Origin of the sequence: Archangium lipolyticum (genome assembly GCF_024623785.1) — a bacterium.
Taxonomy (GTDB): domain Bacteria; phylum Myxococcota; class Myxococcia; order Myxococcales; family Myxococcaceae; genus Archangium; species Archangium lipolyticum.
This window is the reverse complement of the sequence record NZ_JANKBZ010000011.1, coordinates 282,646-308,980: the sequence shown is the minus strand read 5'-3', so window position 1 is coordinate 308,980 and position 26,335 is coordinate 282,646. Positions and strand designations below refer to the sequence as shown.

The following is a 26,335-nucleotide window of genomic DNA, read 5'->3' as shown; positions in this document are numbered from 1 at the left end:
GGCACGCGAGGACCCTTGCCGATGGGCTGCGTTCGTCCCACGCTCCACCGCTAGACTGGGAGAAGCGGAGAGGACGCATGACGCAAGGCCCACGTGAGTGGATGGTGGGAAGCCACATCTTCCGTTTCGAGCCGCCGGACGTCCTCTGGGCAACGTACCATGGCCCTCTCACCCTGGCGCACGCGACCCGCATCGTGGGCATCTACCAGGAGATGCGCGAGGCACACCCCCTCATCACCGTGTCGGTGATGAAGGACGCGGGTCGCCTCGACCCGGAGGCCGGGCGTTATTTCAGCGAGAAGGTCCCCTCGGAGTGGTCGCTGGGCACCATCTATATCGGCGCGCGGCTGCTGCACCGGGCGTTGGCCAGGGGCATCTCGCTGGCTGCCCAGGTCACGGGCCACGGAGATACTCGCTCGGCGGAGAGGCTTCATTTCGTCTCCACGTTCGAGCAGGCCCACGAGGTCATCTCCCAGCTGCGCGCGCGGCGCCGGAAGGCGTGAAGCTCCAGGTCCACGGCCCGCGCGGTCCAGTCGTGAGCGCTGGGGATTGACGCACTCACCAGGTGGCGTGGTGCGCGTACTCGCTGGCCTTCGTGTCCAGGCTCAGGAACGAGTACCGCCCCTGCGAGCACGTGCCGCTGTTGAGGAAGAGGCGCTCCCCATGCGCCACTCGCATGCCCTTGTGTGTATGCCCCGTCACCACGATGTCCGCCGCGCTCTGGCACGCCCGCCCCAGCGCCCATCGCTGGAAGGTGCACCGCGAGGGATCTTCCACCGCGCCCCGCATCCGCTGGTCCAGCGAGTCGAAAGCCCGGAACACGGCACCCAGGCCCCAGCGCCGCAGCCACGCCCCCGCCCACACCGCTGCCTCGGACATCCAGCGGGCCTGGCGGATCATCCAGTCGTGGTGGTGGCCGTGCGTGAAGAGCATCCGCACCCCATCCGCCTCCAGCATCAGGTGCTCGGGTGCCGCCAGGACCCACCCGGCGATCAGATCATGGTTGCCGTGGACGTAGTGGTACTGGGGCCGCTCGAAGCGGCGCACCAGCTCCGGATGCGCCTCCCGTGCCGCCTTCAGCTCGGCGGCCTGCCTGCTGGGCACCCGGGAGGTCAGCGTCTCGTAGATGTCCCCCAGCAGGACGATCCGCTCGAAGTTCCCCTCGAGGAAGCGCAGGAAGCGCAGGAACGCCGTGTCCTCGTGGCCGAAGTGGTCCACCACATCCCGCTGGCCCAGGTGGAGATCCGAAATGACCGCGATGCGCATACCGCCTCCTGTCCTGGCTCCCAGTGTAGCGGCAATGCGTGCCGACCCGGTTACACCCGATGTGGAATCGTCGTGACAGGGTTGTTGGTGGGGTAGGGTGACACCGGGTAGGGGGTCCGGTGTTTCAGCACATACGATGAAACCCATCCCCCTCTCCCATCCTCTCGCACTCGTCCTGTTCTGGGTGTTCTTTGGCTGGAGCATGGACTCCGCCCACGCCGCTTCGTCCCTCGTGGAGAGCGGCGCCTACCAATACAACCAGGCCATCATCACGGCCTCCGGTGGCGAGGAGAAGCTGAGGCTGTCCTCAGCGGACGCGGGCTCCCCACTCACCGCGACCCCCATCTCCTTCGAGACGGGGGCGCTCACCGACGGCACCGACACCCTGGTGCTTACCGAGGTGGGTTGGAACGCCTTGCCGGACGTTCCCGTTCCCTCGAAGGTGGCCGTCGTCTTCGACCTGCTGCGGGACTACGCCATCGACCGGGTCGAGGTCGTAGCGAGGGCTCCCAATACCTATTGGGGCGTCCAGGACATGCAGCTCCATGACCGGGCGGCGAGCGACACCCTCTTTCGTTCCGCCGGGCATCAGCCCTGGGCATCGGGGAAGACGCTCGTCTTCTCCCTGAGGGGCCGGAAGGCGCGCTACTTCCGCCTCATCTTGAAGCGGCCGCACTCCAACGTGCATATGCCCCTGAGCGAGATCCGCTTCTACACGACGGACACCCTGCCCACCGGCTCGGTGGCACTGCCTGGCGACCTCTCGGCGGAGTTCAAGCGCGAGACCCTGATGGTGGACAAGTACGGGCAGTTCCTCTGGGAGAACTGGCCTGGGAAGATCTCCTCCGACGCGCAGCTGGTCGCCGATGCCGCCGCGGAGGCTCAGCGGTTGGCGCAGCCCGCGAGCACATCCGATGCGTCGGGCCCGGCCCTTGGCTCTCCGCCCCAGCCTCGCTACCTGGCAACGGGCTTCTTCCGTCTCGAGAAGATCAACCAGCGCTGGTGGCTCATCTCGCCGCAGGGAGATCCCTTCTTCGTCATCGGCGTCGATGGCGCGATGTTCAAGGACGGGGGCTACTCGACCCCGGTGAACAACCCGGACAACACGCCGCGAAAGGTGTTCCAGGAGCTCCCCTCGTCCACGACCTTCCCCGATGCCTATTCATCGGTGAATGGTGTACGCACCGTCAGCTTCCTGACGGCCAATCTCCGGCGGAAGTACGACACGGGTGGCTCCGGTGTGGACTACGGCTCCCGCTGGGCCCAGGTGATGAACAAGCGGCTGCGTGCCTGGGGCTTCAATACCCATACGAAGTGGACGCGCGATGACCGGATCGCCTTCCCATACATCACCGTGCTCAAGCCTCCCGATAACTGCACCATGTGCAATCTCACGCCCTGGAAGGCCGTGGATCCCTTCGACCCGGGTTGGGAGCCGACGATCGAAGGCAAACTGAAGGGCTACCTGGACAGCGTGAAGGCGGAGCCGCGCATCATCGGCCACACCTTCGAGAACGAGCGGGGGTGGGATCGCTCCGTCGTGCTGGCCGTGCTCAAGCTCGACGCAACCAGCCCGGCCAAGCGGGAGTTCATCACCTTCATGCTGGAGCGAAATGGCGGGAGTACGAGCCTCGTCGCGCAGAAGCTGGGGCTGCCGGCGACGTCGACCCGGACGCTGCTGGAGAGCACCCCGGTGACGACGACGTCCGGTCTGGACGCGGACATCTCCGCCTTCATCGTCCGGGCCTCGGCGAAGTACCACGAGGTGGTCCGCCGGGTTCTCAAGAAGTACGACCCCAACCACCTCTATCTCGGCGGCTCCCTGGTTCCCAAATGGAGGAATTCACCCGAGTGGGTCGCGGGCAGTGTGCCCTTCGTGGACGCACTGAGCTTCGATGTCTACCAGAAGTCTCCGTCCTGGATTGATGAGTACCTCCTCCATGACAAGCCCATCCTGCTGCTCGAGTTCTCGTTCTCGACCTACGGGCGTGGACTGACGGCCCACTCCGCGTCCACCGCCACTCCAGACCAGAGGTCGCGCGGGCTGCATTACCGCTATTACGTGGAGCAGCTCGCCGCCCGGCCGCAGTTCATCGGCTTCGGATTCTTCCTGCTCTACGACCAGGCCGTGACCCACCGCTCGTTGCCCGATGGCGAGAATTTCAACATGGGCCTCATCAACCAGGCGGATCAACCCTACGAGGCCATGATCGAGGAGATGAAGAAGACACATCAACGCGTGCAGGCCATCCACCGGGGGGAGCTGGCGCCGGTGGGGACGGAGATCCTGAGCAGCACGGCCCTGTCTCCGTGATGACCGCGCCATGAGGTTGTGGTGTATGACGGCGGCATGACGATGATGACACGTGCTGCCGCGGCCCTGGCTTTCATGATGCTCCTCGTGGGGTGCCCGGGGAGCCCGCCCGATGACGGTGGGCGTGATGGGGGAATGGACCCGGACGCGGGCCCGCCAGTGGAGCTCGACGGCGAATGCCCCGTGAACCCGTCGTATCGTTCCATGCCCTCACGGGAATGCCTGCCGAAGGACCCCGCGTACGTCAGGGACGGGGGTGGCTACGTTCTCGCCGACGGTGGCCAGCCCTACCTGTTCGGGACCTGGGTTCCGGTCCCGGAAGCGGGTGGCGGCGGCTTCTCTCTGCTTGCTTACGATCCGGTACGGGACCAGGTCGTGGCGGTGGGCCAGGGCAGCACGTGGACGTTCGATGGAGCCCGATGGAGCAAGCTCGCGGCAACGACACCCGCGGACTTCTCGAGCCTGACGTTCGACCCTCGTCGGCAACAGCTGGTGGCGCTCGACACCGCTGCATCCGAAGGGCCCCAGACGTACGCCTGGGATGGCACCAGCTGGCGGAATCTCCAGATCCAGGTCGATCCAGGCTCCAAGGGCGCTCCGTCGGGTCTCGGCGTCATGAGGTACGACGCCTCCCGTCAGCGCATCGTCTTCTTCGCGGACGGCCTGGCGACATGGGAGCTCGATGAAACCTGGTCACTCAAGGATGAAGTGGGGCCTGGGTTTGGCCATCGCCAGTACGCTGGACTCGTCTTCGACTGCCGGCATGGCGAGCTGCTCCTGGTGGCGGGCTCTGGCGTCCAGGGCCTGCCACTGTGGGACTGGTACGCGTGGACCGACTCCGGTTGGCAGGCCAAGGACTCTGAGCTGCCCTTCCCCCATAAGGGCCCAGCGGTCTTCGACACCGAGTACGGAGACGTCGTGGCCTTCGCCAACGAGGTGGTCAGCAGTTACGACGGTGACTGGTGCGCGGGAAAGACGGCCCCGCAGCAGGCCCACATGAGACACGTGGTGTACGACATCCACCATCGGCGCTACGTCGGAATCGACTGGAACGGCGGCACCTGGACGCTCCACCGCTGAGCCAGGGCACCTGGCCCCATGACCCAGGCCACCCTCCCAGAAGGGGCGGGGTAGGGGGCCTGGGAGCCACGGCTCAGCGCGCGATGAACTTCGCGTGGACGTTCGTGGGGAGGACCACGCCGAAGAAGAAGCCCTCCTCGAAGGGCTCCGTCGAGGCGACCTGGACCCTGGCGCGAGCGGCGATCGTCGCGATGGCCGTGCGCAGGAACACCATGGCGAAGTCGGTGGCCACGCACATGCGCGGGCCCCGGCCGAACGGGAAGAAGTGGCCGCTGCCGATGGGATCTCTCGCCAGGCCTCCGTCCAGCCATCGCTCGGGCTCGAAGGAGTCCGGGTTGGGCCAGTGCGTGGGGTCTCGGTGCAGGTGCTGGTTGGAGATCATGAGTGTCGTCCCCGCCGGCAACGTGACGCCGGCGAACTGCACGTCCTTGACCGGGGTGCGGATGAAGACGCGGACCGCGGGAAGAATCCGCAGCGCCTCGAGGGTGACGGCCTCGAGCCACCGCGCGTCGTTCAAACGCTCGAGGGTGGGTGGCCCCCCGGCGAACGTGGCGGCCTCGGTCACGAGCCGCGCCTCGGCGCCGGGGTGCTTCTGCACCTGGTGGAACGCGCCCACCAGCGTGGTGCTCGACGAGAAGACACCGCCGTAGAACATCAGCGCGACGTGGCGCGCCAGCCACTTGTCGTCGAAGCCGGGCATCTCGCGCAGCATCCATGACATCAGGTCCGTGGCCTCCGGCTTGGGGGAGCGGCGCAAGGCACCGAGACGCTCCTCGAAGAACCGGTAGAACCGCTCACGGGCGGCCTCGAAGCCCTTGGGCAACGAGACGAACCTCAAGGGCAGATTGGACTGGAGCCGCGCATCCGCCCCCTTGGCGAGCAGCATGAAGTCCTCGTACACCGAGTCCGGTGTCTTCTCGCCCATGCCAGCAACGGCGAAGGCGTCGAACGTCAGCCGGCGGAGCACGGGCGCGAGATCGACCGTCTTCCCGCTCGCGATGAGGGCGTTGACGGCCTCGGTGATCACCGCCTGCATGGGGGCGACCTGGGCGGCCAGCCACCGGGGTGACCAGGACTGGACGAAGGGATCCTGCTGGCGCTTCGTGGCCCAGTCCCCATTCAGGTTCGCGATGAAGATCGAGTGCTCCGTCGTGGTCGGCTTGAGTTGCTCGTGGAGCGAGCCCTTCTCGAACTCCATGCGGCGGGAGTCGAGCACCTGCTCGATGAGCGTGGGATCGTTGAGCACCAGGGCCGGTTTGGGCCCCAGCCAGACCAGGGTGACGCCTCCGTACTCACGGCCGTAGCGCGCACAGACGTTCCAGGGCTTCTCGCCACCGAGGAAGTCTCCGGCGTTGCCGAGGATTCCAGGCACGGGCCCGGGCAGGGACGCGAAGGCCCGGCGTCTGGAGCCGAAGAACAGGTTGAACAGACCTCGAGACAGCGGGTTCGGCACGGATGGACTCCTTGGAGACACGGGTGGGGCGGGAGGAGCAACGACTCAGACGGTGATGCCGCAAGGGACCCGGTCTGGCTGGAGCACCGTGTAGGGGACGTCGCGCTTCGCGTTGCGGGCCTTCACCGCCTCGAGCTGGGCACGCAACCGCTCGTAGAGCCGCTCCCGGATGGCGAGGAACCCGGGCTCCTGGAAGTACGTCTCCCTCCACCCACCCTCGTTGAGCAGGAACTCCTCGTCCTCGCCGAAGCTGGCGAGCGCGCGTCCGATGGCGACCTGCCAGAGGGTCTGGGATCTGGTCGGAATCATCTCGGTGATGTCTTCCAGGCGCAGCACGCCCTTCTGCGCCGGGGGAGGCTTGCGCATGCACAGCGGCGCGTTGGGGACGAAGGCGTAGTGCTCGTACTGGAGGTAGTTCACCGCGGCGTGGTGGACGCTGCCCGTGTAGAGCACGGTGGTGAGGATGTCGGCGAGGTCCGCGACGCGCTCGAGCCTGGCACAGGGCATCTTGTCGACGGGGATGCCGTGCTCGAGGAGATCCGCCCACCAGGCCTGTATCTCGGTGTCGTTCACCAGGTCGGCGTCGGACTTGTAGAAGGGGGCGAGCACGCCTCCCACGAACTCCTCGAGCGCGTCCCACAGCGGCAGGGCATCATCCCGGTACGGGTAGTCGGGCAGGATGGCGGGATCGAGCACGCCCCGGCGCTGGAGGTCCAGGCGCGGCTTGTTGTCCGCCAGTTTCCAGCGCTGGAAGCCCTTCTGGCCCAGCTTGATGTGTCCCTTGTCCGGACCACCGGTGGCGATGAAGTCGTCGAACACGCCGCCCTCGTCGAGCAGGCCCTTGCGCGCCCCCTCGTTGATGGCGAGCGTGTAGCGGAAGTGGCGGCGCATCAGTTTGTAGATGGGGTGCGGATCCGGCAGGTTGCGCATCGTCGCCATGACGAACGGCTCCACCACGAAGTGCGTGCGCAGCGCGTGCGCGATCATCTGGTGGGCGTTGCCCTCGCTGCAACGCAGGTAGATCTTCGCGGCGAGCCAATCCGCCTCGGAATCGTTCGGGGTGAACACGGGATCCTTCGCGGGGTCACGGCCCAGCTGGATCGCGAGCGGACGCAGCCGCTGGGAATCCTCGAGGTAGAGCAGGCACCGGGACGCGGGCGCCCAGCGCCGCTCCTCGACTCCGTGCTCGTCGACCTTGCGGAACATGGGAATGCCCTCGAGCACCTCGAAGTCGAGCAGGAACACCCGCCTGGCTTCGAGTGCCCCCACCAGCGAGGTGCCCGGCGACAAAAGGCCCCGGACCTCGTGGTCCGTGAGCGGCATTCCCTCGGGCAGGGCGGTGATGCTCGTGATGTGGAGCGGATTGACGCCCTGGACGGCCTGCCGCGCGAACTCGTGATCGTCCTGCCACCGCTCGGCGAGCTTGGGCAGTTCCAGGTGCTTGAGAATGCCGAGCGTATCCACCAACCCATTCCAGGCATCGGCCAGGAGGGGCAGGTGCAGCCGGAGCGTGGCCATCGTCCTGGCGATGACAGTCTCGTAGCTGCCCTCGGTCAGGTTCCGATACAGCTCGTCCTTGGGCAGCGGACGCTCCTTGCTGATGTCGAGCGCGCCGGGCAACCCGGCGGTCGCCTCGGCGGGGCGCCAGGGGTACATCTTCTTGCGGTTCTCGAGCTGCGCGCGGCGGGCCTCCACCGTGCGCACGTGACGCACGTTCTGCGGCAACACGGCCGAGCCCTCGAGGACCTCGACCGTCGTACCGCCCAGGACCCAGCGGTAGTGTGGAAAGTGCCAGCTCTTGTCACCCGAGGTGACATGGGCGAAGTCGAGGAGCCAGTCAGCCGCCAGACCCCCGGAGTTGGTGAAGCGCAGCAGCAGCAACTCACCGACATCCCGGGTCTGGAGCGTATAGACATCCTCCGCCCCCGCCTCGAAGTCGTTGTGGAAGCGCTTGTTCAGGACGTGCTGCTCGCTTTCTCCCAGTGAGCCCACCAGAACGACGCTGATGTCGGTGTCCGTCCCTGACCCCAGACGAGCGCCCGTGCGAACCTTGATTTTGTATTCCACGCTCATGGCACCGCGCCGGTGCAGATTCCATGCCGTGTGTCCGATGAGGACCGCATCGCCTCACCACGAGCGCACACGGTCCCAGGGACTCCCCCGTGCCGCATGGCCGACACGTCGACTGACACGGGCTGACACGTCGACTGACACGGGCTGACACGTCAACGAGAGCGATGTGCGACAATGCCCCCTACGAGTACCCCGGTGAGACTCACGCGGAAATAGCCCGCGGATTTCCTGCATGATTCTCCCGCTCGCCGGCTCTGACTCGATGCAGGGCATTCAACTCAAGAGGGGGAAGTGCATGAAGCCGGTGTGTCTGTCCGACAGGAAGTCCATGTTCCGTTCGTTCGTGTTCGTCTCGTTCCTCGCCTCGAGCCTCGCGCTTCCGTCCACCGCACTCGCGCAGGAGGGGACGCCGCAGGGCTCCTCCACGCCCATCCGTTCGCAGCGCCGCTTCGCGCTCATGGCGGAGGCTGGGTGGAACACCCTCAGCGGGGTGGGGCTGCAGGCCACCTACCACTTCATGCCCTCGCTCTCGCTCGACATGGCGGGAGGGCTGTCGGCATCGGGATGGAAGGGCGGCGCGCGCTTCCGCTACAACTTCCTCACCTCCAAGTTCACGCCTTTCCTGGGTGCGGGCATGATGATGACCGGTGGCGCGGGTGACGAGCCCATCTCCCTCGATACCAACAACAACAGGGTGCTCGCCCGGGTGAAGCCCGCGCCCTTCGCCCAGGTGGTCGGTGGCCTGGAGTTCCTCGCGAATGGAGGCTTCTGCGTCTCGGCGACCGCTGGGTACGCTTTCGCCTTGACCAGGAATCCGGAAATCGTCTCCGGAACCCCCAACGAGGCGCAGCGGCAGGCCTTCCAGCTCTTGTACGGTAACGGCATCTCGCTGGGGTTCGCGCTCGGCTACGCCTTCTGACCCTCGGCCATCTCCTTCCGGGGTGGCGGTGTCTGGCACCGCCGCCCCGCCGAGTTCTTGTCAGTGGTGCAGCAGCCACGCCGCGAACGGTCCCCAGGCGAGTGTCGGCGCGTCCTCCGCGTACAACAGATCGCCGTGGCCGAAGTCCTCGGCGACTCGCTCTGGCCCGAACCGATGGATGACGAGCGTGGTGACGTCGGTCGACGAGACCCTTGTCGTCGAGTACAGACCGTGGTCACCAAACCCGCCAGCGGCGCCGAGATAGAAGAGCGGGACGCGGATGTTCGCGAGTGAAGGCCTCGGCGAAGTGCCGCACCAGATCTCATCGAACTCCACGGCCTCGCGCATCGACTGGTGTGGTGGCGCGCTGGCGAACCACGCGCTCACGCTGTCCTCGGACGACTCGCTCAACCCCGTGACATTGCCCTCGGCGTCGAGGACCGGCGCACTCAAGTGGTACAGCGGCGTGTACGGCGCGAGCCACCAGGTCAGACCCGCGAGCGTGAGCACGACTCCCCGATTCGTGTAGGACGGGAACAGGGGCGAGGGCTCATCGGGCGTGCTCCGAGCCAACTGGCCCGCCGTGATGAACAAGCTGTTACTGGAGTCGGTCACCCCCTGGGCCAGAGCGTCGCGTCCCGCCGCGGCATTGGCGCACGCCAGGGCCCGCAGGTCGGCGTCCTCGGGAGCGATATCGTAGTAGATGTCGAGCGCGGCGATCGCCGAGACGTGGCGGCCATCGGCGGCGGCGTACGCGTAGGTGAGCTGGGCTCCATGCGAGAATCCACCGAGGGCGATCCGGCCCGGATCGCGGTCGGTGACGGTCCGCGTCGCCCGCGCGAAGGCGAGCGCGACAGCGGTGTCCCCGATCGCCTGGTTGACGCCCATCCCGGCCAGATCGGAGACATCACCATCGGTGGTGGGCAGCGTCCAGCGCCGATCGACGCCCCATGTGTCGATGCCGCGGGACACCAGATACGGGGCGAGCCCAGGGGCCGACGATGTGGGATTGCCGAGTGATGGCACGAAGTTCGTGACGAAGTTGGCGAAGTCTCCGTGCAGCAGCATCACCGCATGCGTGGCCGGACGCGGCCGCCACGGCGAGAGCTCGCGGACGACGCGGTGGATGCGCAGGCGTGCGTTCGGCGTGGACCCGACGCGGATGTCGAATTGATAGTGGTAGATGTCGCCGGTGACGTGCTCGCGCGTCGCCGCGAAAGGGGCGCTGACGGACGCGAGCTGTTCGGCTTCGGTGAGCGTGCGGGGGGACGCGAGTGCGGACGAGCACGCGACGAGCACGGCGACTACGAGACCAAGACGAGACACGGCGGAACCTCCGAGGCGGAGCCGGTGGTGGGCACCTCGTTCGTGAGGTGCCCCTGGTTTGGCGGCTTCGGGCTGTTCAACGACCAAGGTCCCCTGGCATATCGGCCGAGCCGCACCCGATTCGGCTCATTTCGTACGGCGACGTGACCACGCGCTGGTTATAGAGGGGCGCCCATGAAAATCGCCATCGTCGGCCCCGGCTCCATCGGCAGCACGTTCGCATTTCATCTCGCTCGAGCGGGCCATGAAGTGACGGTCGTCGCGCGCGGTGCACGCCTCGCTCAGCTCGAGAAGGAGCGCGCCATCGTCACCACCGATGCTCAGCGCGCGCCGGTCGAAGTGAGCGCCGCACTCGATGCCACCACCCCGTGGGACCTGGTGCTGGTCACCGTTCTCGAATCACAGGTCGATGCGGTGTTGCCCGCGTTGCAACGCAGTGCCGCGAAGCAGGTGATGTTCATGTTCAACACCTTCGCGCCGCTCGACCGGTTGCGCGACGCAGTGGGGGCCAACCGTTTCGCCTTTGGTTTTCCGGCCATCCTCGCCGAGCTCAAGGACGGCAAACTCAAATTCCAGGTCGTTCCTCGCGCACTCTCCGCCCTGCAGATCACCATCGTCACGGATCCTGCGTGGGCCGCGACCTTTTCAAAGGCCGGCATCGCCACCGACACGCAAGCGGATATGCACAGCTGGCTGCGCACCCACGCCGCGGTGGTGGCGCCCATGATGGTTGCCTTCGACCGTGTTCACAAGCGCGGGTCCGGGCTCTCGTGGAATGAATCGCGCGAGATCGCTTCCGGCATGGTCGAAGGGCTCGCGCTCGTTCGCTCGCTCGGCCATCCGTTGACGCCTTCGAACGTGGCGGTCCTCGGCAAGATACCGGCTCCTTTCGCCACGCTCGGGCTGTGGTTGGTCAGCCGACTTCCCATGCTGGCCGCGCTCGGAGAGAAGGGGACCGGTGAGGCGCGCACGCTGATCGACGCCATGGTTGCCGCCGCGCCGGCGCGGAGCTCGAGACTTCAGTCGCTGCGGCCGTGATGCCGAATCAGGCCGTGGCTCTGACGGGGCGGCTTGGTAGAATTCGGACCGCATGGCCCCTCGTGTCCCGAAATGCGCCTCGTGTGGAGCACGTCTTCCTCCAATAATTGGCTCGGAGGTGCGTTGCTCGTACTGCGACACCGTCTATACCCCGCAGCCAGAGGCGATGAACGGTGGAGGGGCCCGGCCGACTCGGCCGGATGGGCGGAAGCTCCTCCTGGCGGTCTCTGCTGGAGCCCTGGCAAGCATCACCCTGGGCCTCTCGCTCTACCTGGCCCTGTCTCCAGCGCGGCGTCCCTCTCCACCGCCTCCCTCCATCACCGCCGTTCCTCCCACCCCGACGGCTCCCACCCCGCGGTTCATCGTCCCGCCGGTCACCGTGCCACCCGCGCCTCCACCGCCCGCTCCGCCACAGCCTCCGAAGCCCAGGCGAAAGACCACGCCGCAAGAGTGGCTTGCCGCGCGAATGGTCGTCCCGAATGGGCGAGAGGGGCGCGAGTGGTGCATGGCCCAGGAGTTGGCGCGGCGGCCGGATGCGGCACGGAGCTACCGCATCACCCTTCACTTCGACGAGCAGCTCTCCGCGGTAAGGGACAAGAGCCGGTTCGACCCGGTGCCGAGCAATGCGCTGAGGAACTGCCTCCACCACCACCTCCAGTACAAAGCGTACGACGCCATGAGCACGGCCATGGGCGACGCGCCGAAGCGTGGTCCCGTGGACGTCACGGTCACCTTGCGCTTCCCGAACGTGAAGCCAGCGGAGAAGCTCGACGAGCGGTTCTACTGACGAGCCCTTCAACAAGAGCATCGCTCTCGAGCACGCACTACCCGCACAAACACTGGCGCCCGCGTAAGATGGTAGTTCCTGTCATGGCGTGCGATGCCTCACCCGTGCCGGTTGATAGTGATTCTTGTCCCGATCACACGGGGAGCAGGTTCTCTTCGCGGAGCTTCGATTCCTCCCCCTCCACGACCTGATCTCTTCTCTCTCGATAATCGAGACAAGGCCTGGCCGTTGACCCGCTCGCGGCTCTGCTCCCGCTCGAACACGGAAAACACCCCGAGAGGCTCAAAAAACATGGAATACGTGCTATAGCAGTGAAGTGCGCCTTCTTTCTTTACGGGTGAGAAGGCATACGTCGGTGTAACGCAGGCAAAATGGAGGTGGAAAGTTGCATTTGCGTGCCATCAATTGGGTTCTTCTCTCGGCGATTCTCTTCTTCATGGGCACGCCGATGCCGGCCAGCGCGCTCACCTTCTCGAATCTGGGCGCCCGAGTCGGGCCGAAGACCGTCTCCTCGGGAGGGCGCGTTGAGTTCTTCATCGGCATGCAGTCGCCAGAAGCCGTGTCGAACGTCACCATCACCTTCGAGGTCCGGCCGTACACGATCTCGGGTGGTATCTCTCCGTCAGTGGTCCACAAGCAGGTCCTGACGGGGCAGAACTTCAGCGCCGGGCAGACGAAGGAATTCTCCCGGGTCTACACGATTCCCCCCGAGCTCGTCACGGGTGACTACCTCTGGATGACGAAGGCGACCAACGCCGCGGGCACCGTCGTCTACTTCCAGGCCGGGAGGGTCGTGGACAACTACACGTTCCACGTGAATGGCGCGCCCGTCAGGCGCTACCGGCGGGGCATCAACCTCATGGACCTGGGTAATGCCGGCGGCGTGCTGCCCGGAACCTACGGGACCACGTATTCGAAGCCGACCCTCGCGTCCTTGCAGTACCTGAAGAGCCTCGGCCACGACGTCGTGCGCATCCCCTTCATCTGGGAGCGCATCCAGCCCGACCTGAACAAGGGGCTGGACACGAACTACAAGAACCTGCTGCTGCAGACGCTCATCGACGCGAACACGGCGGGTCTCAAGGTCATCGTCGACATGCACAACTACGGCCGCTACACGTCGCTCAGCGGGGTGAAGCGCGCCTTCGGGGAGCCGGGCGGGCCCACCAAGGAGCAGTACGCGCAGGCCTGGAGCCTGATTGCCTCCGCCATCAAGGCGGACGCCCGGGCGTACTCGGCCGTCTACGCGTACGACATCATGAACGAGCCCCATGACCTGCCCCACACCGAGGGCACGCTGTCGAACGCCGTCTCCATCTCGAGCTTCGAGTCGAGCCTCGAGGGCTGGGTGGCCCAGAGCAGTGAGGTCATCGGCCGGGAGAGCCGCAACGGCCAGGGCTCGATGAAGATCACCGGCGCTGCCGTGACGGGGGACAACAAGGTCTTCGGCGCGCGGCTGTACTCGAGCACGAAGTCCACCAGCATCACCAACGGGAGGACCTTCCAGGTGAAGGTCTTCGTGCCCACGACGACGCCCGGATCGGTCCGCGCGCGGATGGTGATGTCCTCCATGGATTGGTCGACGAACTTCTTCAGCGATGAGTTCCCCATCACCAAGGGCATCGAGAGCCGGGTGTACTTCAACCCCGACGAGGCGTTGTGGGCCAGTTACAAGGTCATTGGCATCCAGTTCATCGTGGACGGGACGAATGGCAGCGCCCCGCACGTCTTCTACGTCGACCAGGTGAGCCAGGGCACCCGGACCGGTGAGATCAAGCCCGCGCAGCAGTGGGAGCTCTACTCGCAGGAGGTGGTGAACAAGCTCCGCACTACGAACAACGACAGCATGCTCATCATGGTGGAGGGCTATTCGTGGAGCTCGGCCGAGCTGTGGCCGAAGAGCCACCCGCGCAAGTGGATCACCGACAGCTACAACAACATCATGTATCACGCGCACATCTACATGGACGCCCTCGACGACCCCGAGTACCCGGATGACGGCGGCGGGAAGTACCGGTCCCATCATGACGTGTATCTGGCGGAGGCCCGGAAGAAGGGTCATGCGTCGGTGGGCGCGTACACAGTGGCGCGGGTGAAGCCCTTCACCGACTGGGTGGCGGCCCAGGGCACCCAGGGCTTCATTGGTGAGTACGGCTGGCCCAGCACGCAGATGCACCCGAACGACAAGGGCGCCTGGGAAGCGGACGGTGAGGAGTTCCTCGGCTTCCTGGACAGCATCGGCATGGGCGCGACGATGTGGACCTCCGGAAGCTGGGAGAAGTTGCCCGCCTGCAACATCCTCAATGCCTACGAGCTGGAGCCGGTGTTCAATCGGCTGTCGCAGGCCTACGTCCTCGAGCGGCACCTCGGCAATCCCTGAGCAGCATTCCCGGTGTTTGAGACGAGGGGGGGACAGCCACGAAGGTCAGGGGGGGACCTCCGGAGGCGCCACGGCGAGCACGAGCGCGGCGAGGACGGCGGGGAAGGGAGGACTTGCCGAGGGCCCCCCGCGTCGTCTATAAGTGCGCCCGTCTGATGATTTTGATTTTCATTATCATTATCGACCATGGGTTGACGCCGTGTCCCTGGAGCGTGTCGTGACCGTTTCCCCCTCTCCGAAGTCCGAGCAGCGGATGCTCTGGCTGCTGGCGGCCGTGCAGTTCACCCACCTGCTGGACTTCATGATCGTCATGCCGCTGGGGCCGGAGCTCATGCGGCGCCTGGGCATCTCGGCCGCGCAGTTCGGGGTGCTGGTGTCCGCGTACACGCTGGCCTCGGCGGGTATGGGGCTGTTGGGGGGGCTGTGGCTGGACCGCTTCGATCGCAAGCGCACGCTGCTCGGGCTCTACGCGGGGTTCATCGTCTCGACGCTGCTGTGCGGCGCCTCGGACAGCCACCTGGGGTTGCTCGGAGCGCGAGCCGTGGCGGGGGCCTGCGCGGGGCTGATGAGCGCGGTGGTGCAGGCCATCATCGGGGATGTCATCCCCGCGGAGCGCCGGGGCAAGGCCATCGGCACGGTGATGGCGTCATATGGCCTGTGCGCGGTGGCGGGCGTTCCCCTGGGGTTGTGGCTGGCGAGCCAGTGGGGCTGGCGCTCGCCGTTCTGGGTCATCTGCGCGCTCGGCGGCGGGTTGTGGCTGGCGCTGCTGTTCTCCCTGCCCGCGGTCACCCAGCACCTGGCCGGGCGCCGTGACGCAAGGGGAGGGGACTCGTCCGGGCCGGAATGGACACCCGCCCTGGCGCTCGGGTGGGTGTTGACCTTCTGCGTGGTGTTCTCCGGCTTCCTGCTCATTCCCTATCTGAGCCCCTTCATGGTGGGCAACCTGGGCTTGCGGCTGTCGGACCTGTCCTGGGTGTATCTGGCGGGCGGCGCCGCCACGTTGTTGAGCTCGCGGTGGATTGGCCGGCTGGCCGATCGCTTCGGTCCGGCTCGCGTCCTGGCCGCGCTGCTGGTGGGCACCGTGGGACCGCACCTGCTCTTCACGCACCTGACCGCGTCGCCGCTGCCGGGCGTGGCGGTGGTGTTCGTGCTGTTCATGGTGCTGACCTCCGGGCGGGCCATTCCCACCCTGGCGTTGGTGGCCTCCCGGGTGCCTCCCGCGCTGCGCGGCCGCTACATGGCGATCAACATGGCGGCGAGCGATGGCGCCTCCGGGCTCGGCGCGTGGGTGGGGGGCCTGTTGCTCACGGTGATGCCGGATGGCGCGCTGGCGGGGTTTGGCCGGGTGGGCTGGATCGCCGCCGGGGTGACGGGCTGTGCGCTTTGCACGCTCTGGTTGTTTGGCCGCCGCATCGGCGCCGCGCGCGCGGTGCCGGTCTGAGTTCTTCCAACGCAGTCCCCTCTCAGACGAGGAATCCCATGGACGTACACGCGAAAAGGCACCCGTCTCTGCCCAGGCCCATCGTGGGCAAGATGGATCTCACCAACTCCAACCGTCTGCTGGCCGAGGCGAAGCGGCTGGTCCCCGGTCTCACCCAGACGATGATGAAGAAGCCGGAGATGTTCGCCCCCGGCTCCTTCCCGGTCTACCTCGCCCGCGGGCAGGGCGCGCTGGTGGAGGACGTGGACGGCCAGCAGTACATCGACTTCATCTGTGGACTGGGCGCGAGCTCGCTCGGCCACAACCACCCGGCTGTCGTGGACACCATCCGCCAGCACCTGGAGGAGGGGCTCCTGCACTCGCTGCCCACGGCCTGGGAGGTGAGCGCCGCGCGGACGCTGGTGGAGATGATCCCCGGCGCGGAGATGGCGCGCTTCTTCAAGACGGGGGCGGATGCCACGTCGGCGGCGGTGCGTCTGGCGCGCTACGTCACGGGCAAGGAGCACCTCATCACCATTGGATACAACGGCTGGCACGATCACTTCATGTATGACACGCCGGGCGTGCCCGCGGTGCTGGCCCAGTACACCACGCGCATGCCGCTGTTCGAGGAGCCGGACGAGGCCGCGCTGCTCGCCCGCATCGAGCAGACGGGGAACCAGCTCGCGGCGGTGCTGCTGTCGGTGCCCTTCAACCGCTGCCTCACCCGCGAGTTCATGCACAAGCTGCGCGCCACGTGCACGGCGCACGGCGTGCTGCTCATCCAGGACGAGGTCATCACCGGCTTCCGGCTGGCTCCGGGCGGCGCCCAGCAGTTCTTCGACGTGCGCGCCGACTTCGTCTGTCTGTCCAAGGCAATCGCCGCGGGCATGCCCCTGTCGGCGGTGGCGGGGCCGGAGAAGTACCTGAGCAAGCTGGCGGACCTGCAGGTGTCCACCACGTTCGGCGGCGAGCTCCTGTCACTGGCGGTGTGCGAGGCCGTACTCAAGGTGAGCCGCGAGCCGGGCTTCACCGAGCACCTGGCGAACCTGGGCCGGCGGCTCGCCACGGGCATCAACGCCCGGGCCGAGCGCGTGGGCTCGCCGCTGCGCATCCTGGGCTATGACGCCATCCCCCTGTTCCGCTTCTCCAAGAACCCCGTGGAGAACGCGAAGCTCACCCAGCCCTTCCAGGCCGGCATGGCGCGCCGTGGCATCCTGCTGCGCCGCGATCTCAACTTCATCTGCGCGGCGCATACCGTTGAGCAGATCGACTACACCATCGACATGGCCGAAGAGGCCATGCGTGAGTGCCTGCAGCAGGCCCAGGCCCCCAGCGCGGCCTGAGTGAGACGTCCGCCGGGCCCTGTGAGAGGGCCCGGCTCGAAGGGGTGAGACTCATTTCCAAGGAACCCCGAGATCTTCTGGGATGAATTGAATTCCATTGGATTCACGGTCTGATGCCTTGTACACAGAAGGCGTTCAAGGCGCGTTAATCCTGATTCCGCATGTGAATCAGTTGGACGTGCCATGAACCCGGACCATCAGACAAACAAGGAAATGTGACGCCATGTTCACCCATAAGAAACTGCGTGCCCCTGCCTTTCTGCTCATGATGGGTGTTCTGGGAAGCGGGTGCGGAGGGATGACGGAAGAGGAGGCCCTGAGCAACGGAGAGCTCCTGGGCGAGGAGGTCGGTGGGCTGGAGACCATTTCGACCACGATCCCGACGCCCAGCAATGGCGCTGGCGAGATCAGGACCAGCACGACCCGGTTGAAGAACGCCGCCAACGGTGGCTCGGATGTCTACGATTTCGCCAACAAGAAGATTGGCGTGAACAACACCGCTTCGTGCGACGGTGAAAACCAGAAGACGGTGTTCGAGGTCGAGGACGGTGTCACCGTCAAGAATCTCATCATCCCGGGCGGTCTCGCCGCCGGCAATGGCATCGTCTGTCTGGGCAGCTGCACGCTCGACCACGTCTACTGGGAGGACGTCTGCGAGGACGCGGCGACGAACACGAAGGACGGGGCGACGATGACGCTCAACCACGTGATCGCCCTGCACGCCAGTGACAAGGTGTTCCAGCACAACGCCAAGGGCAACTCCAAGACCATCATCAAGAATTCCTACATCAGCGACTTCGGGAAGCTCTGGCGCTCCTGCGGTGACTGCACGAACAACGGTGGTCCTCGCAACCTGATCATCGACAACGTCAAGCTCGAGGGCATCAAGTCGGCCGTCGCGGGCGCGAACCAGAACTACGGGGACACCGTCACGATCACCAACCTCTTCGTCAAGGGCGGCTACAACGCGTCGAAGGACAAGCCGAAGATCTGCACGGAGTTCATCGGCGTCACCGATCACAAGGGTGAGTCGAAGAAGGTCAACGACGGCGCGAGCCAGTGGAATACCACCACATGCCGCGTTTCCAAGACCGACGTGTTGAGCTGGTGAGCTCTGCCTAGCAGGCAGCACAGGGCCGGGTCCGTGAATGGCAATTTCACGGACCCCCCTGAGACGGCGTGGGCCTCAGGACTTCAGCTTGTAGCCCGTCTTGAAGATCCACCGCACGGCGGCCAGGCACAGCACGAGGAAGACCAGGGTCATGCCGACGCTGATGGTGACGTTGACGTCGGAGGCGCCGTAGAAGCTCCAGCGGAAGCCGCTGACCAGATACACCACCGGGTTGAACAGGGTGATCTTCTGCCAGACGGGCGGCAGCATGTTGATCGAGTAGAAGGCGCCCCCGAGGAACGTCAGCGGGGTGACGACGAGCAGCGGGATGACCTGCAGCTTCTCGAAGCCGTCCGCCCAGACGCCGATGATGAAGCCGAACAGGCTGAAGGTCACCGCGGTCAGCACCAGGAAGCAGGCCATCCACAGCGGATGCGCGATTTCATAGGGCACGAATACCCGGGCCGTCGTGAGGATCAACACCCCCAGCATCACCGACTTGGTGGCCGCGGCGCCGACGTAGCCGATCACCACCTCGACGTAGGACACCGGCGCGGACAGCACCTCGTAGATGGTGCCCGACCACCTCGGCATGTAGATGCCGAACGAGGCGTTGGAGATGCTCTCGTTCAGCAGTGACAGCATGAGCAGGCCGGGGATGATGAAGGCCCCGTAGCTGACGCCGTTGATCTCCCCCATGCGCGAGCCGATCGCCGAGCCGAACACCACGAAGTACAGCGACGTGGACAGCACCGGAGAGGCGATGCTCTGCATCAACGTGCGGAAGGTGCGCGCCATCTCGAACCGGTAGATGGCGCGGATCGCATACAGGTTCATGACCGTGCCCTCACCAGGCTGACGAAGATGTCCTCCAGCGAGCTCTCGCTGGACTGCAGGTTCTTGAAGTCGATGCCGTGCTCACCCAGCCGCCGCAGCAGCGTCGCGATGCCCGTCTCCTCCGCCTGGGTATCGAAGGTGTAGACCAGCGTGTTGCCATCACCGGACAGCTCGAGTGCGAGCCCGGTCAGCGCCTCGGGGATGCGCTCCAGCCGGTCGCGCAAGGTCAGGGTCAGCTGCCTCTTGCCGAGCTTGCGCATCAGCACCGCCTTGTCCTCGACCAGGATGAGCTCGCCCTGGCGGATGACGCCGATCCGGTCGGCCATCTTCTCGGCCTCTTCGATGTAGTGCGTGGTCAGGATGATGGTCACGCCGCTCTCGCGCAAGCCACGCACCATCTGCCACATGTCGTGGCGCAGCTCGACGTCGACACCCGCGGTGGGTTCATCGAGGAAGAGGATCTTCGGCTCGTGCGACAGCGCCTTGGCGATCAGCACCCGGCGCTTCATGCCGCCGGACAGCGTCATGATGCGGGCGTCCTTCTTGTCCCACAGCGACAGGTCGCGCAGCACCTTCTCGATGTAGGCCGGGTTGCGCGGCTTGCCGAACAGGCCACGGCTGAAGTTCACCGTGGCCCAGACGCTCTCGAACGCGTCGGTGGACAGCTCCTGCGGCACCAGCCCGATCTTCTCCCGGGCCGCGCGGAAGTCCGACACGATGTCATGCCCGTCGGCCAGCACCGTGCCCCCGCTCGGGCTGACGATCCCGCAGATGGTGCTGATCAGCGTGGTCTTCCCAGCCCCATTGGGGCCCAACAGGGCGAAGATCTCCCCGCGCCGGATCTCCAGGTCGATGGACTTGAGCGCCTGGAAACCCGATGCGTACGTCTTGCTGAGGTTCTTGACGGAGATGACCGGCTGCACGGAACTCCCCTCGAACGATGTGATGGGCCGGGAACGTATCCGGACTCTCCTCCGACTTCGAAGCGGGTTCGGCTACTCGCCAGCGGAGCCGCTCGAAGGTGTCAGAACGCGAGCGGTGACGCGCAGCTACCGCCACGGCTCCATGCCGGAGACGCCGTCCGTCGCCGCGAACACCACCACGTTCTGTCCGGGGATGGGTTGGATGAACGGAAGCCCGAGCCCCGAGCCCGCTCCAGGCAGGACCGGAGCTCACGAATTCGAATCGGGTTTGCTGACAGTGCTACCCGCGCTCCACCTTGTTTCTCCCGCCTTCATTCGAGGTGCTAGGGTTGAGCCGCCGCGTCGGCCCCACACCCCCTGATGACCTCCGCAGCCCCTTCCCAAGCGAAGCCCGAGCCCCTCTCCGAGTTGCCCCCGCGGCCGCCTCCACCCGAGGCGCCGCGCCGCCGCTCCCGGTCTCGTGACTGGCCTCGCCGGATGAGCAGGGCCGCGGTGGTGGCCCTGATCCTCTTCGAGTTCACCGTGCGCGGCAGGGCGGGCCCCTGGAGGGAACTGGTGGCGGCGCTGCTGGCCGGGGCGGTGGTGGCCACCTTCTGCGGAGAACTGGTGCGCGACACCTGGGCCTTCCGCCTGCGCTTGTGGCGCCACCGGTGGCCGGACCTGCTCTTCGCCGTGCCAGCGGCGCTCTCGCTGGGGGCGGGGGGTCCCCGGGCCTCGGCGACCCTGCTGGCCCTGCGGCTGCTGGCGCGCGAGTGCATCGACCTGGTGGCCTGGCGCCCCGCGAGGCCCGTGCTCCAGGCCCTGCTGAGCCGGCCCCTGCCGCTGCTGTGCCTGTCCTTCCTGCTCACCATCTCCCTGGGGACGCTGGCGTTGATGTTCCCCGCGGCCACGCGCGACGGCATGGGCGCGCCCTTCCTGGTGGCGCTCTTCACCGCCACCAGCGCCTCGTGCGTGACGGGGCTCGCCGTGGTGGACACCGGCGGCTACTTCAGCACCTTTGGCCAATGGGTGATCCTGGGGCTCATCCAGGTGGGAGGTCTGGGCATCATGACCATTACCACCACGTTGGCCCTGGCCTTCCGCAGCCAGCTCTCGGCGCGGACCCGGGGGGCCATGCAGGAACTGCTCGAGGAGGAGACGGTGCTGGGCTTCCAGCGGATGCTCTACTCCATGGTCCTCATCACGGTGACGCTGGAGGTGCTGGGCGCGCTGGCCCTCTATCCGTCCATGGTGCTGGCCCCGGACGGCCATCCGCTGACCGCCTCCGAGCGGGCCTTCTACGCCGTGTTCCACGCGGTGAGCGCCTTCTGCAACGCCGGCTTCGGCCTCTACCCGGACAACCTCATGCGCTTCGTGGGCAGCCCCGGCGTCAACCTCACGGTGATGGCGCTCATCACCCTGGGCGGCCTGGGCTTCCCCGTCGTCACCTCGCTGCTGGACTGGAAGACGTGGAGGGAGCGCGGCCCGCGCGGTGCCTGGAGCTTCCTGCCGGTGCATACGCGCGTGGTGCTCCTCACCAGCGCGGTGCTGGTGGTGGGGGGCGCGCTCGCCTGGCTCGCCCTGGAGTGGAACCAGTCGCTGGCCGGGCTCTCGCTGGGACAGCGGCTGTGGGCCAGCTTCTTCCAGAGCGTGTCCCTGCGCACCGCGGGCTTCAACTCGGTGGATCTGTCGAAGCTGGGCACGCCCATGTTGCTGCTGTGCCTGGTGCTGATGTTCATCGGAGGCTCGCCGGGAGGCACCGCGGGCGGGGTGAAGACGACGACGGTGGCGGTGCTGGCCTTCACCTTCCGGGCCCTGCTCAACACCCGCTCGGAGGTGGAGGTGATGGGGCGCAGCGTGCCCCCGGCCACGGTGTACCGGGCATGCGCGGTGGCGCTCATCTCCTTCGGCCTGCTCTTCGGGCTGGCCTTCCTCCTCTTCGCCGCCGAGCCCCACCTGCCGTTCCGCGACCTGCTCTTCGAGGCGGTGAGCGCCTTCGGCACCGTGGGGCTGTCCACGGGGGTGACGCCGCAGTTGTCCGCCCTGGGCAAGCTGGTGGTGTGCGCGTCCATGTTCGTGGGGCGGCTGGGCCCCTTCACCCTCGCGCTCGCGGTGGGGTTGTCCAAGGCGCGCGCGAGCTACAGCTACCCCTCGACCAAGATCGTCGTGGGCTGAGGAGTGACGATGAAGAAGTACGTGGTGGTGGGCCTGGGACAGTTCGGCGAGCACGTGGCGCGGCGCCTGTCGGAGGCGGGGGGGGAGGTGTTGGCGGTGGACCTCTCGATGGAGCGGGTGGAGGCGCTCAAGGACGTGGTGGCGCAGGCGGTGCGGGCGGACTGCACCTCGGAAGAGGCCATGCGCATGCTGGGGGTGGCCAAGGCCGAGGTGGCGGTGGTGGCGTTGGGCGAGGAGGACTTCGAGCCGGCGGTGCTGGGCACCGCGGTGCTCAAGGGGTTGGGGGTGAAGACGGTGGTGGTGCGCACCTCGAGCTGGCAGCGGGGGAAGATCCTCTCGCTGGCGGGGGCCACGCGCGTGGTGTACCCGGAAGCGGAGATGGGCGAGCAACTGGCGAGGATGCTGCTGCACTCGAGCATGCAGGCGAGCACGGAGCTGCCCAATGGCTACGCGCTGGCCGAGCTGAAGGTGCCCGAGCATGCGGCGGGCAGGAGTCTGCAGGAGATGAGGCTGAGGCAGACGCACGGGCTGAACGTCATCGCCATCCAGCACCGGGGCGTGGTGAACGAGCCCATCCCCGAGGCGATGCTGCACGCGGGAGACATCCTGTTGGTGGCGGGCCGGGGCGAGCGCGTGGCGTCACTCGCCCGGCTGTGGGATTTGGAACGGTAGTCCCGCCTCAAGGGGGGACCGGGAGGGTGAAGCGGAAGGTGGCGCCCTGGCCCGACTCGCTCTCCACCCAGATGCGGCCGCCGTGACGCTCGACGAGGTGCCGGCTGATGTAGAGCCCGAGCCCCAACCCGCCAAAGCCAGACACGGGGGCGTTCCGGGCCCGGAAGAAGCGCTCGAAGAGGTGCGCCTGCTGGTCCGCCGGGATGCCGATTCCGGAGTCCGAGACGGAGACGAGCGCCTCCGCTCCGCTCCGGGTGAGCGTGACGCGGATCGGCCCTTTCTGGGGGCTGTACTTGAGGGCGTTCTCCAGCAGGTTCGTCAGCACCTGCGCGAGCCGGCTCCAGTCCCCCTGGACGACGAGCGCCTCCGCGCATTCCTCGTACTCCAGCGGGTGATGGAGACAGTGCGGGCGGAAGCCGGCCAGGACCTCGCGGATGAGCTCCTGGAGTGACAGGGGCTCGCGCTCCAGCTCCAGCAGCCCCGCCTCGATCCGCGAGGAGTCCAGCATGTCGGAGATCACCCCGGTGAGCCGGTCCACCTGGGCGAGTGCCTTCTGCGCGAGCTGGGGCGGGATGGGCTGCCCGGCGGCGCTCCGCTGCTCGAGCCTCTGCAAGTGGAGCTTGATGGGCGTGAGGGGGGTCTTCAGCTCGTGCGAGGCGATGGAGAGGAAGTCATCCCGGATCCGGATGGCCTCGTGGGCCTCGCGCAGCAGCCGCTCCCGCTCCTCCTGCGCGCGGCGCTCCTGCGTCAACTCGACGACCACGGCGCCGACGCCCACGATCCTCCCGCTCTTCGTCCGGACGGGGTAGTAGCTGACGCGCCAGTACCGCAACTGGCCCGGGGTGGCCGGGACCTCGAGCGCCGTGTCCAGTCCGATGAGGGGCTCACCGGTCTCCATGACCTGGCGCATGAGGGGCTCGATGGTGTTCGCCACGTACGGCGCCATCTCGCGGAGCTCCCGGCCCACCTCCTCCTCCCGGGTCTTGCCATGGAGCGCGGCCAGCGCGTCGTTGGTCCGGATGAAGCGCAGGTCGCGGCTGAGGAAGCCCAGTCCGATGGGCGCGTTGTTCAGGAAGGTGTCGAGCAGGGCGAACGACTCCTCCAGCTGCTCGCGCGCGTTCTGCTCGGCCGCGAACAACCGCTCCTGCTCCGCCTTGCCGCGGCGCTCCTCCGTGACATCCCGGTAGCTCCAGATGCGTCCGATGATGGTGCTTCCCATCCGTTGGGGCAGCGAGGTGAGCTCGAGGATGCGGCCATCGAGGAACTCGATGGTATCGACGTACACCTGCTCGGAGACCACGAACATCTCCTGGAGCCGCAGGATGAACCGCTCCGGGTCCTTGAGCAGGGGGGCGGCGACGGTGATCGACTTCGCGATGTCCATGTTCACCAGCAGGACGTCATCGGGGAGCCCCCAGAGCAGCTGGAACCGCTTGTTGTAGGCGGTGAGCCGCTGGTTCGTGTCCACCACGATCACGCCATCCGCGATGGAGTCGAACGTGGCGCGCAGCAGGGAGGCCGTCCGCTCCAGCTTCTCCCGGGCCTGGCGCTGCTCGGTGACGTCCACCATGATGCCGCGGAGCTTCGGGGGCTGTCCCTCCTCGACGAGCACCGTGACGTGGGCCCGCAGCCACACGATGCGTCCATCCGTGGCCACCATGCGGTACTCGAACTCATAGGGCCTGCGCTCCCGGGTGGCCTTCATGCAATAGGCCTGGGCCCACCCTCGGTCCTCGGGATGGACGTGGTTCTCCCAGAAGTCCGGCTCCTGTATCCATTCGAGGGGGGAATAGCCGAGCAGGCGTTCGGACTGCTTGTTGACGAAGGTGAAGCGGAAGCCCACGTCGGCTTCCCAGACGATGCAGTCCAGGGCGTTGAGGAGCTCTTCGTACTGTTGCTGGGTCCGGGTGAGCTCCTGTTTCAGTGCCTCGTGGTGGGCCGTCTCGGGTTGCGGGGCGCTCGCTCTCAGGCGGGCACAGGCGCCCAGGCACTGGCCGTCGTCTCCGAAGATGGGAAGCACGAGGGCTCTCATCCGCCGGGCTGGCTCGCCGCCTTCGCAGGCCGTCTCCTGTCCGGTGAGGGCCGTCCGGAGGGCATGGGTGAGCCAGGGGTGGTGGTGGAGCACCTCCTCGAGGGTCCGTCCTTCGAGCGGCGCTTCGAGCTCCCACCCTCCGGCGGGGGCCAGGGTGTTGTCCACCCGGACGATCCGACCCTGGCTGTCGACGATCAGCGTGGCGTGAAGGCTGGCCCCTACCAGGACGAGCAGCTTGGGAAAGGAGGGGACGGAGGGCTTTCTTCTTGCCTCACGTCCTTGCCCGTCGACTGTCGACATGGGCTTCCCTGCTCCCCTTGTGACGAGACACCTCCTCGCTACATGAATCTAATCTGCAACACGGTGAGGACATCACAAAGTCGGCCCAGCCTCTCTCTGACCAGCCCGGCGGACCGGGGCGTGTCAGGCCCTCAAGTACGCGCTGGGCCCCGGCGGTGTCTTCGCCGAGGTGCACTACCCCTCCCTCCTGGCCTCAATGCACCGAGGGCGGTGGAGCCGCGGTGGACTGGGCGGCCAGGGGAGACTCGAGGCGCGAGGCGATGCCCTGGTCCACCTGGCGCAGCAGCGCGGCGCAGAAGGCCTTCAAGTCATCCGGCTTGCGCGAGGTGATGAGGTTGCCGTCCTCCACCACTTCGCGATCCACCCAGCGCGCCCCCGCGTTGAGCAGGTCCGTCTTGATGGAAGGGAATGAGGTGACCGTGCGTCCGTCCGCGATGTCCGCCTCCACGAGCATCCACGGCGCGTGACAGATGGCGGCGATGGGCTTGTCCGCCTTGAAGAAGTCCCGCACGAAGCCGACCATCCGGGAGTCCATGCGCAGGTGGTCCGGTGAGTAGCCTCCCGGAATCACCAGCGCGGCGAAGTCCTCCGCCCGCACGTCCTGGATCGCCTTGTCGGCGCGGATCGTCTCCTTGCCCTTCTTGCCCTGGAGCTCCTTGCCGGCTTCCAGACCGATGATGACGGGCTCGTGCCCGGCCTGCTTCACCTGGTCGTAGGGCACCCGGAACTCCGAGTCCTCGAAATCCTTGTCCACGATGAATGCGATGCGCGCCATGAGCGCCTCCTTGGAAGAGGGATGCCTTTGTCCGTGTGCAAGGTGCCCACGACGCGCCCGCTGACAACGTGATGCCTCGTCTGGCCGAGGGGGAGGGTGGCGCCTGTCCGCCGGGCTGCCCCTCGGTGA

Annotated in this window: 20 protein-coding genes; 12 read left to right on the top strand and 8 right to left on the bottom strand. The window is 66.7% G+C overall.

Annotated elements, in window-relative coordinates:
- The first annotated feature begins 77 nt into the window (after positions 1-77).
- Positions 78-503, top strand: a complete 426-nt coding sequence (locus NR810_RS24625) for a hypothetical protein (RefSeq protein ID WP_257455836.1) — start codon at positions 78-80, stop codon at positions 501-503.
- 55 nt (positions 504-558) lie between these two features.
- Here the strand turns inward: NR810_RS24625 and NR810_RS24620 are convergent, their stop codons facing one another.
- Positions 559-1,266 carry a metallophosphoesterase family protein gene (locus tag NR810_RS24620; RefSeq protein ID WP_257455835.1) on the bottom strand — a complete coding sequence of 236 codons (708 nt, stop codon included), beginning with the start codon at positions 1,264-1,266 and terminating at the stop codon, positions 559-561.
- Positions 1,267-1,402: 136 nt separating this feature from the next.
- Here NR810_RS24620 and NR810_RS24615 point away from each other — a divergent pair, with 136 nt between their 5' ends.
- Complete coding sequence (locus NR810_RS24615; RefSeq protein ID WP_257455834.1) at positions 1,403-3,580, top strand: hypothetical protein; 2,178 nt, start codon at positions 1,403-1,405, stop codon at positions 3,578-3,580.
- A gap of 36 nt (positions 3,581-3,616) precedes the next feature.
- Entirely contained in the window at positions 3,617-4,660 is a 1,044-nt protein-coding gene (locus NR810_RS24610) for a hypothetical protein (RefSeq protein ID WP_257455833.1), read from the top strand.
- 73 nt (positions 4,661-4,733) lie between these two features.
- On the opposite strand, the gene NR810_RS24605 is transcribed toward NR810_RS24610, so the two are convergent.
- Both NR810_RS24605 and NR810_RS24600 read right to left on the bottom strand, forming a co-directional pair.
- Positions 4,734-6,113 carry a cytochrome P450 gene (locus NR810_RS24605; RefSeq protein ID WP_257455832.1) on the bottom strand — a complete coding sequence of 460 codons (1,380 nt, stop codon included), beginning with the start codon at positions 6,111-6,113 and terminating at the stop codon, positions 4,734-4,736.
- A gap of 45 nt (positions 6,114-6,158) precedes the next feature.
- The gene (locus NR810_RS24600; RefSeq protein ID WP_257455831.1) at positions 6,159-8,186 is read right to left on the bottom strand and encodes a lipoxygenase family protein; all 2,028 of its coding nucleotides are present in this window, start codon (positions 8,184-8,186) and stop codon (positions 6,159-6,161) included.
- A gap of 295 nt (positions 8,187-8,481) precedes the next feature.
- Between NR810_RS24600 and NR810_RS24595 the strand changes: the two genes are divergently transcribed.
- Positions 8,482-9,105 carry a hypothetical protein gene (locus tag NR810_RS24595; protein WP_257455830.1) on the top strand — a complete coding sequence of 208 codons (624 nt, stop codon included), beginning with the start codon at positions 8,482-8,484 and terminating at the stop codon, positions 9,103-9,105.
- Positions 9,106-9,165: 60 nt separating this feature from the next.
- On the opposite strand, the gene NR810_RS24590 is transcribed toward NR810_RS24595, so the two are convergent.
- Positions 9,166-10,431, bottom strand: coding sequence for a hypothetical protein (locus NR810_RS24590; protein WP_257455828.1), 1,266 nt, complete (start codon positions 10,429-10,431; stop codon positions 9,166-9,168).
- Between the two features lie 174 nt (positions 10,432-10,605).
- Here NR810_RS24590 and NR810_RS24585 point away from each other — a divergent pair, with 174 nt between their 5' ends.
- The 6 genes from NR810_RS24585 to NR810_RS24560 all read left to right on the top strand — a co-directional run bounded on the left by NR810_RS24585 (position 10,606) and on the right by NR810_RS24560 (position 18,513).
- Positions 10,606-11,469, top strand: a complete 864-nt coding sequence (locus NR810_RS24585) for a ketopantoate reductase family protein (protein ID WP_257455827.1) — start codon at positions 10,606-10,608, stop codon at positions 11,467-11,469.
- Between the two features lie 466 nt (positions 11,470-11,935).
- Positions 11,936-12,256, top strand: coding sequence for a hypothetical protein (locus tag NR810_RS24580; RefSeq protein ID WP_257455826.1), 321 nt, complete (start codon positions 11,936-11,938; stop codon positions 12,254-12,256).
- Between the two features lie 391 nt (positions 12,257-12,647).
- The gene (locus NR810_RS24575; protein WP_257455825.1) at positions 12,648-14,636 is read left to right on the top strand and encodes a glycoside hydrolase family 5 protein; all 1,989 of its coding nucleotides are present in this window, start codon (positions 12,648-12,650) and stop codon (positions 14,634-14,636) included.
- Positions 14,637-14,853: 217 nt separating this feature from the next.
- On the top strand, positions 14,854-16,077 hold the full coding sequence (mxcK, locus tag NR810_RS24570) for a myxochelin export MFS transporter MxcK (protein ID WP_257455824.1): 1,224 nt from the start codon (positions 14,854-14,856) through the stop codon (positions 16,075-16,077).
- Positions 16,078-16,115: 38 nt separating this feature from the next.
- Entirely contained in the window at positions 16,116-17,402 is a 1,287-nt protein-coding gene (gene mxcL, locus NR810_RS24565; RefSeq protein ID WP_257455823.1) for a myxochelin B biosynthesis transaminase MxcL, read from the top strand.
- A 298-nt stretch (positions 17,403-17,700) separates the two neighbouring features.
- Positions 17,701-18,513 carry a pectate lyase gene (locus NR810_RS24560; RefSeq protein ID WP_257455822.1) on the top strand — a complete coding sequence of 271 codons (813 nt, stop codon included), beginning with the start codon at positions 17,701-17,703 and terminating at the stop codon, positions 18,511-18,513.
- A 75-nt stretch (positions 18,514-18,588) separates the two neighbouring features.
- Here NR810_RS24560 and NR810_RS24555 read toward each other — a convergent pair whose 3' ends face one another.
- Both NR810_RS24555 and NR810_RS24550 read right to left on the bottom strand, forming a co-directional pair.
- A complete protein-coding gene (locus NR810_RS24555; protein WP_257455821.1) occupies positions 18,589-19,350 on the bottom strand; it encodes an ABC transporter permease in 762 nt (253 codons plus the stop codon).
- Positions 19,347-20,273: an ABC transporter ATP-binding protein gene (locus NR810_RS24550; protein ID WP_257455810.1), complete on the bottom strand. Its 927-nt coding sequence runs from the start codon at positions 20,271-20,273 to the stop codon at positions 19,347-19,349. The genes NR810_RS24555 and NR810_RS24550 overlap by 4 nt, the downstream gene beginning before the upstream one ends.
- Positions 20,274-20,750: 477 nt before the next feature.
- Between NR810_RS24550 and NR810_RS24545 the strand changes: the two genes are divergently transcribed.
- Positions 20,751-22,427, top strand: coding sequence for a TrkH family potassium uptake protein (locus NR810_RS24545; protein WP_257455809.1), 1,677 nt, complete (start codon positions 20,751-20,753; stop codon positions 22,425-22,427).
- 9 nt (positions 22,428-22,436) lie between these two features.
- Positions 22,437-23,099: a potassium channel family protein gene (locus NR810_RS24540; RefSeq protein WP_257455808.1), complete on the top strand. Its 663-nt coding sequence runs from the start codon at positions 22,437-22,439 to the stop codon at positions 23,097-23,099.
- A 7-nt stretch (positions 23,100-23,106) separates the two neighbouring features.
- Here NR810_RS24540 and NR810_RS24535 read toward each other — a convergent pair whose 3' ends face one another.
- Positions 23,107-25,431, bottom strand: a complete 2,325-nt coding sequence (locus tag NR810_RS24535) for a PAS domain-containing sensor histidine kinase (protein ID WP_257455806.1) — start codon at positions 25,429-25,431, stop codon at positions 23,107-23,109.
- Between the two features lie 193 nt (positions 25,432-25,624).
- Complete coding sequence (locus NR810_RS24530) at positions 25,625-26,206, bottom strand: type 1 glutamine amidotransferase domain-containing protein (RefSeq protein ID WP_257455805.1); 582 nt, start codon at positions 26,204-26,206, stop codon at positions 25,625-25,627.
- Between the last annotated feature and the right edge of the window lie 129 nt (positions 26,207-26,335).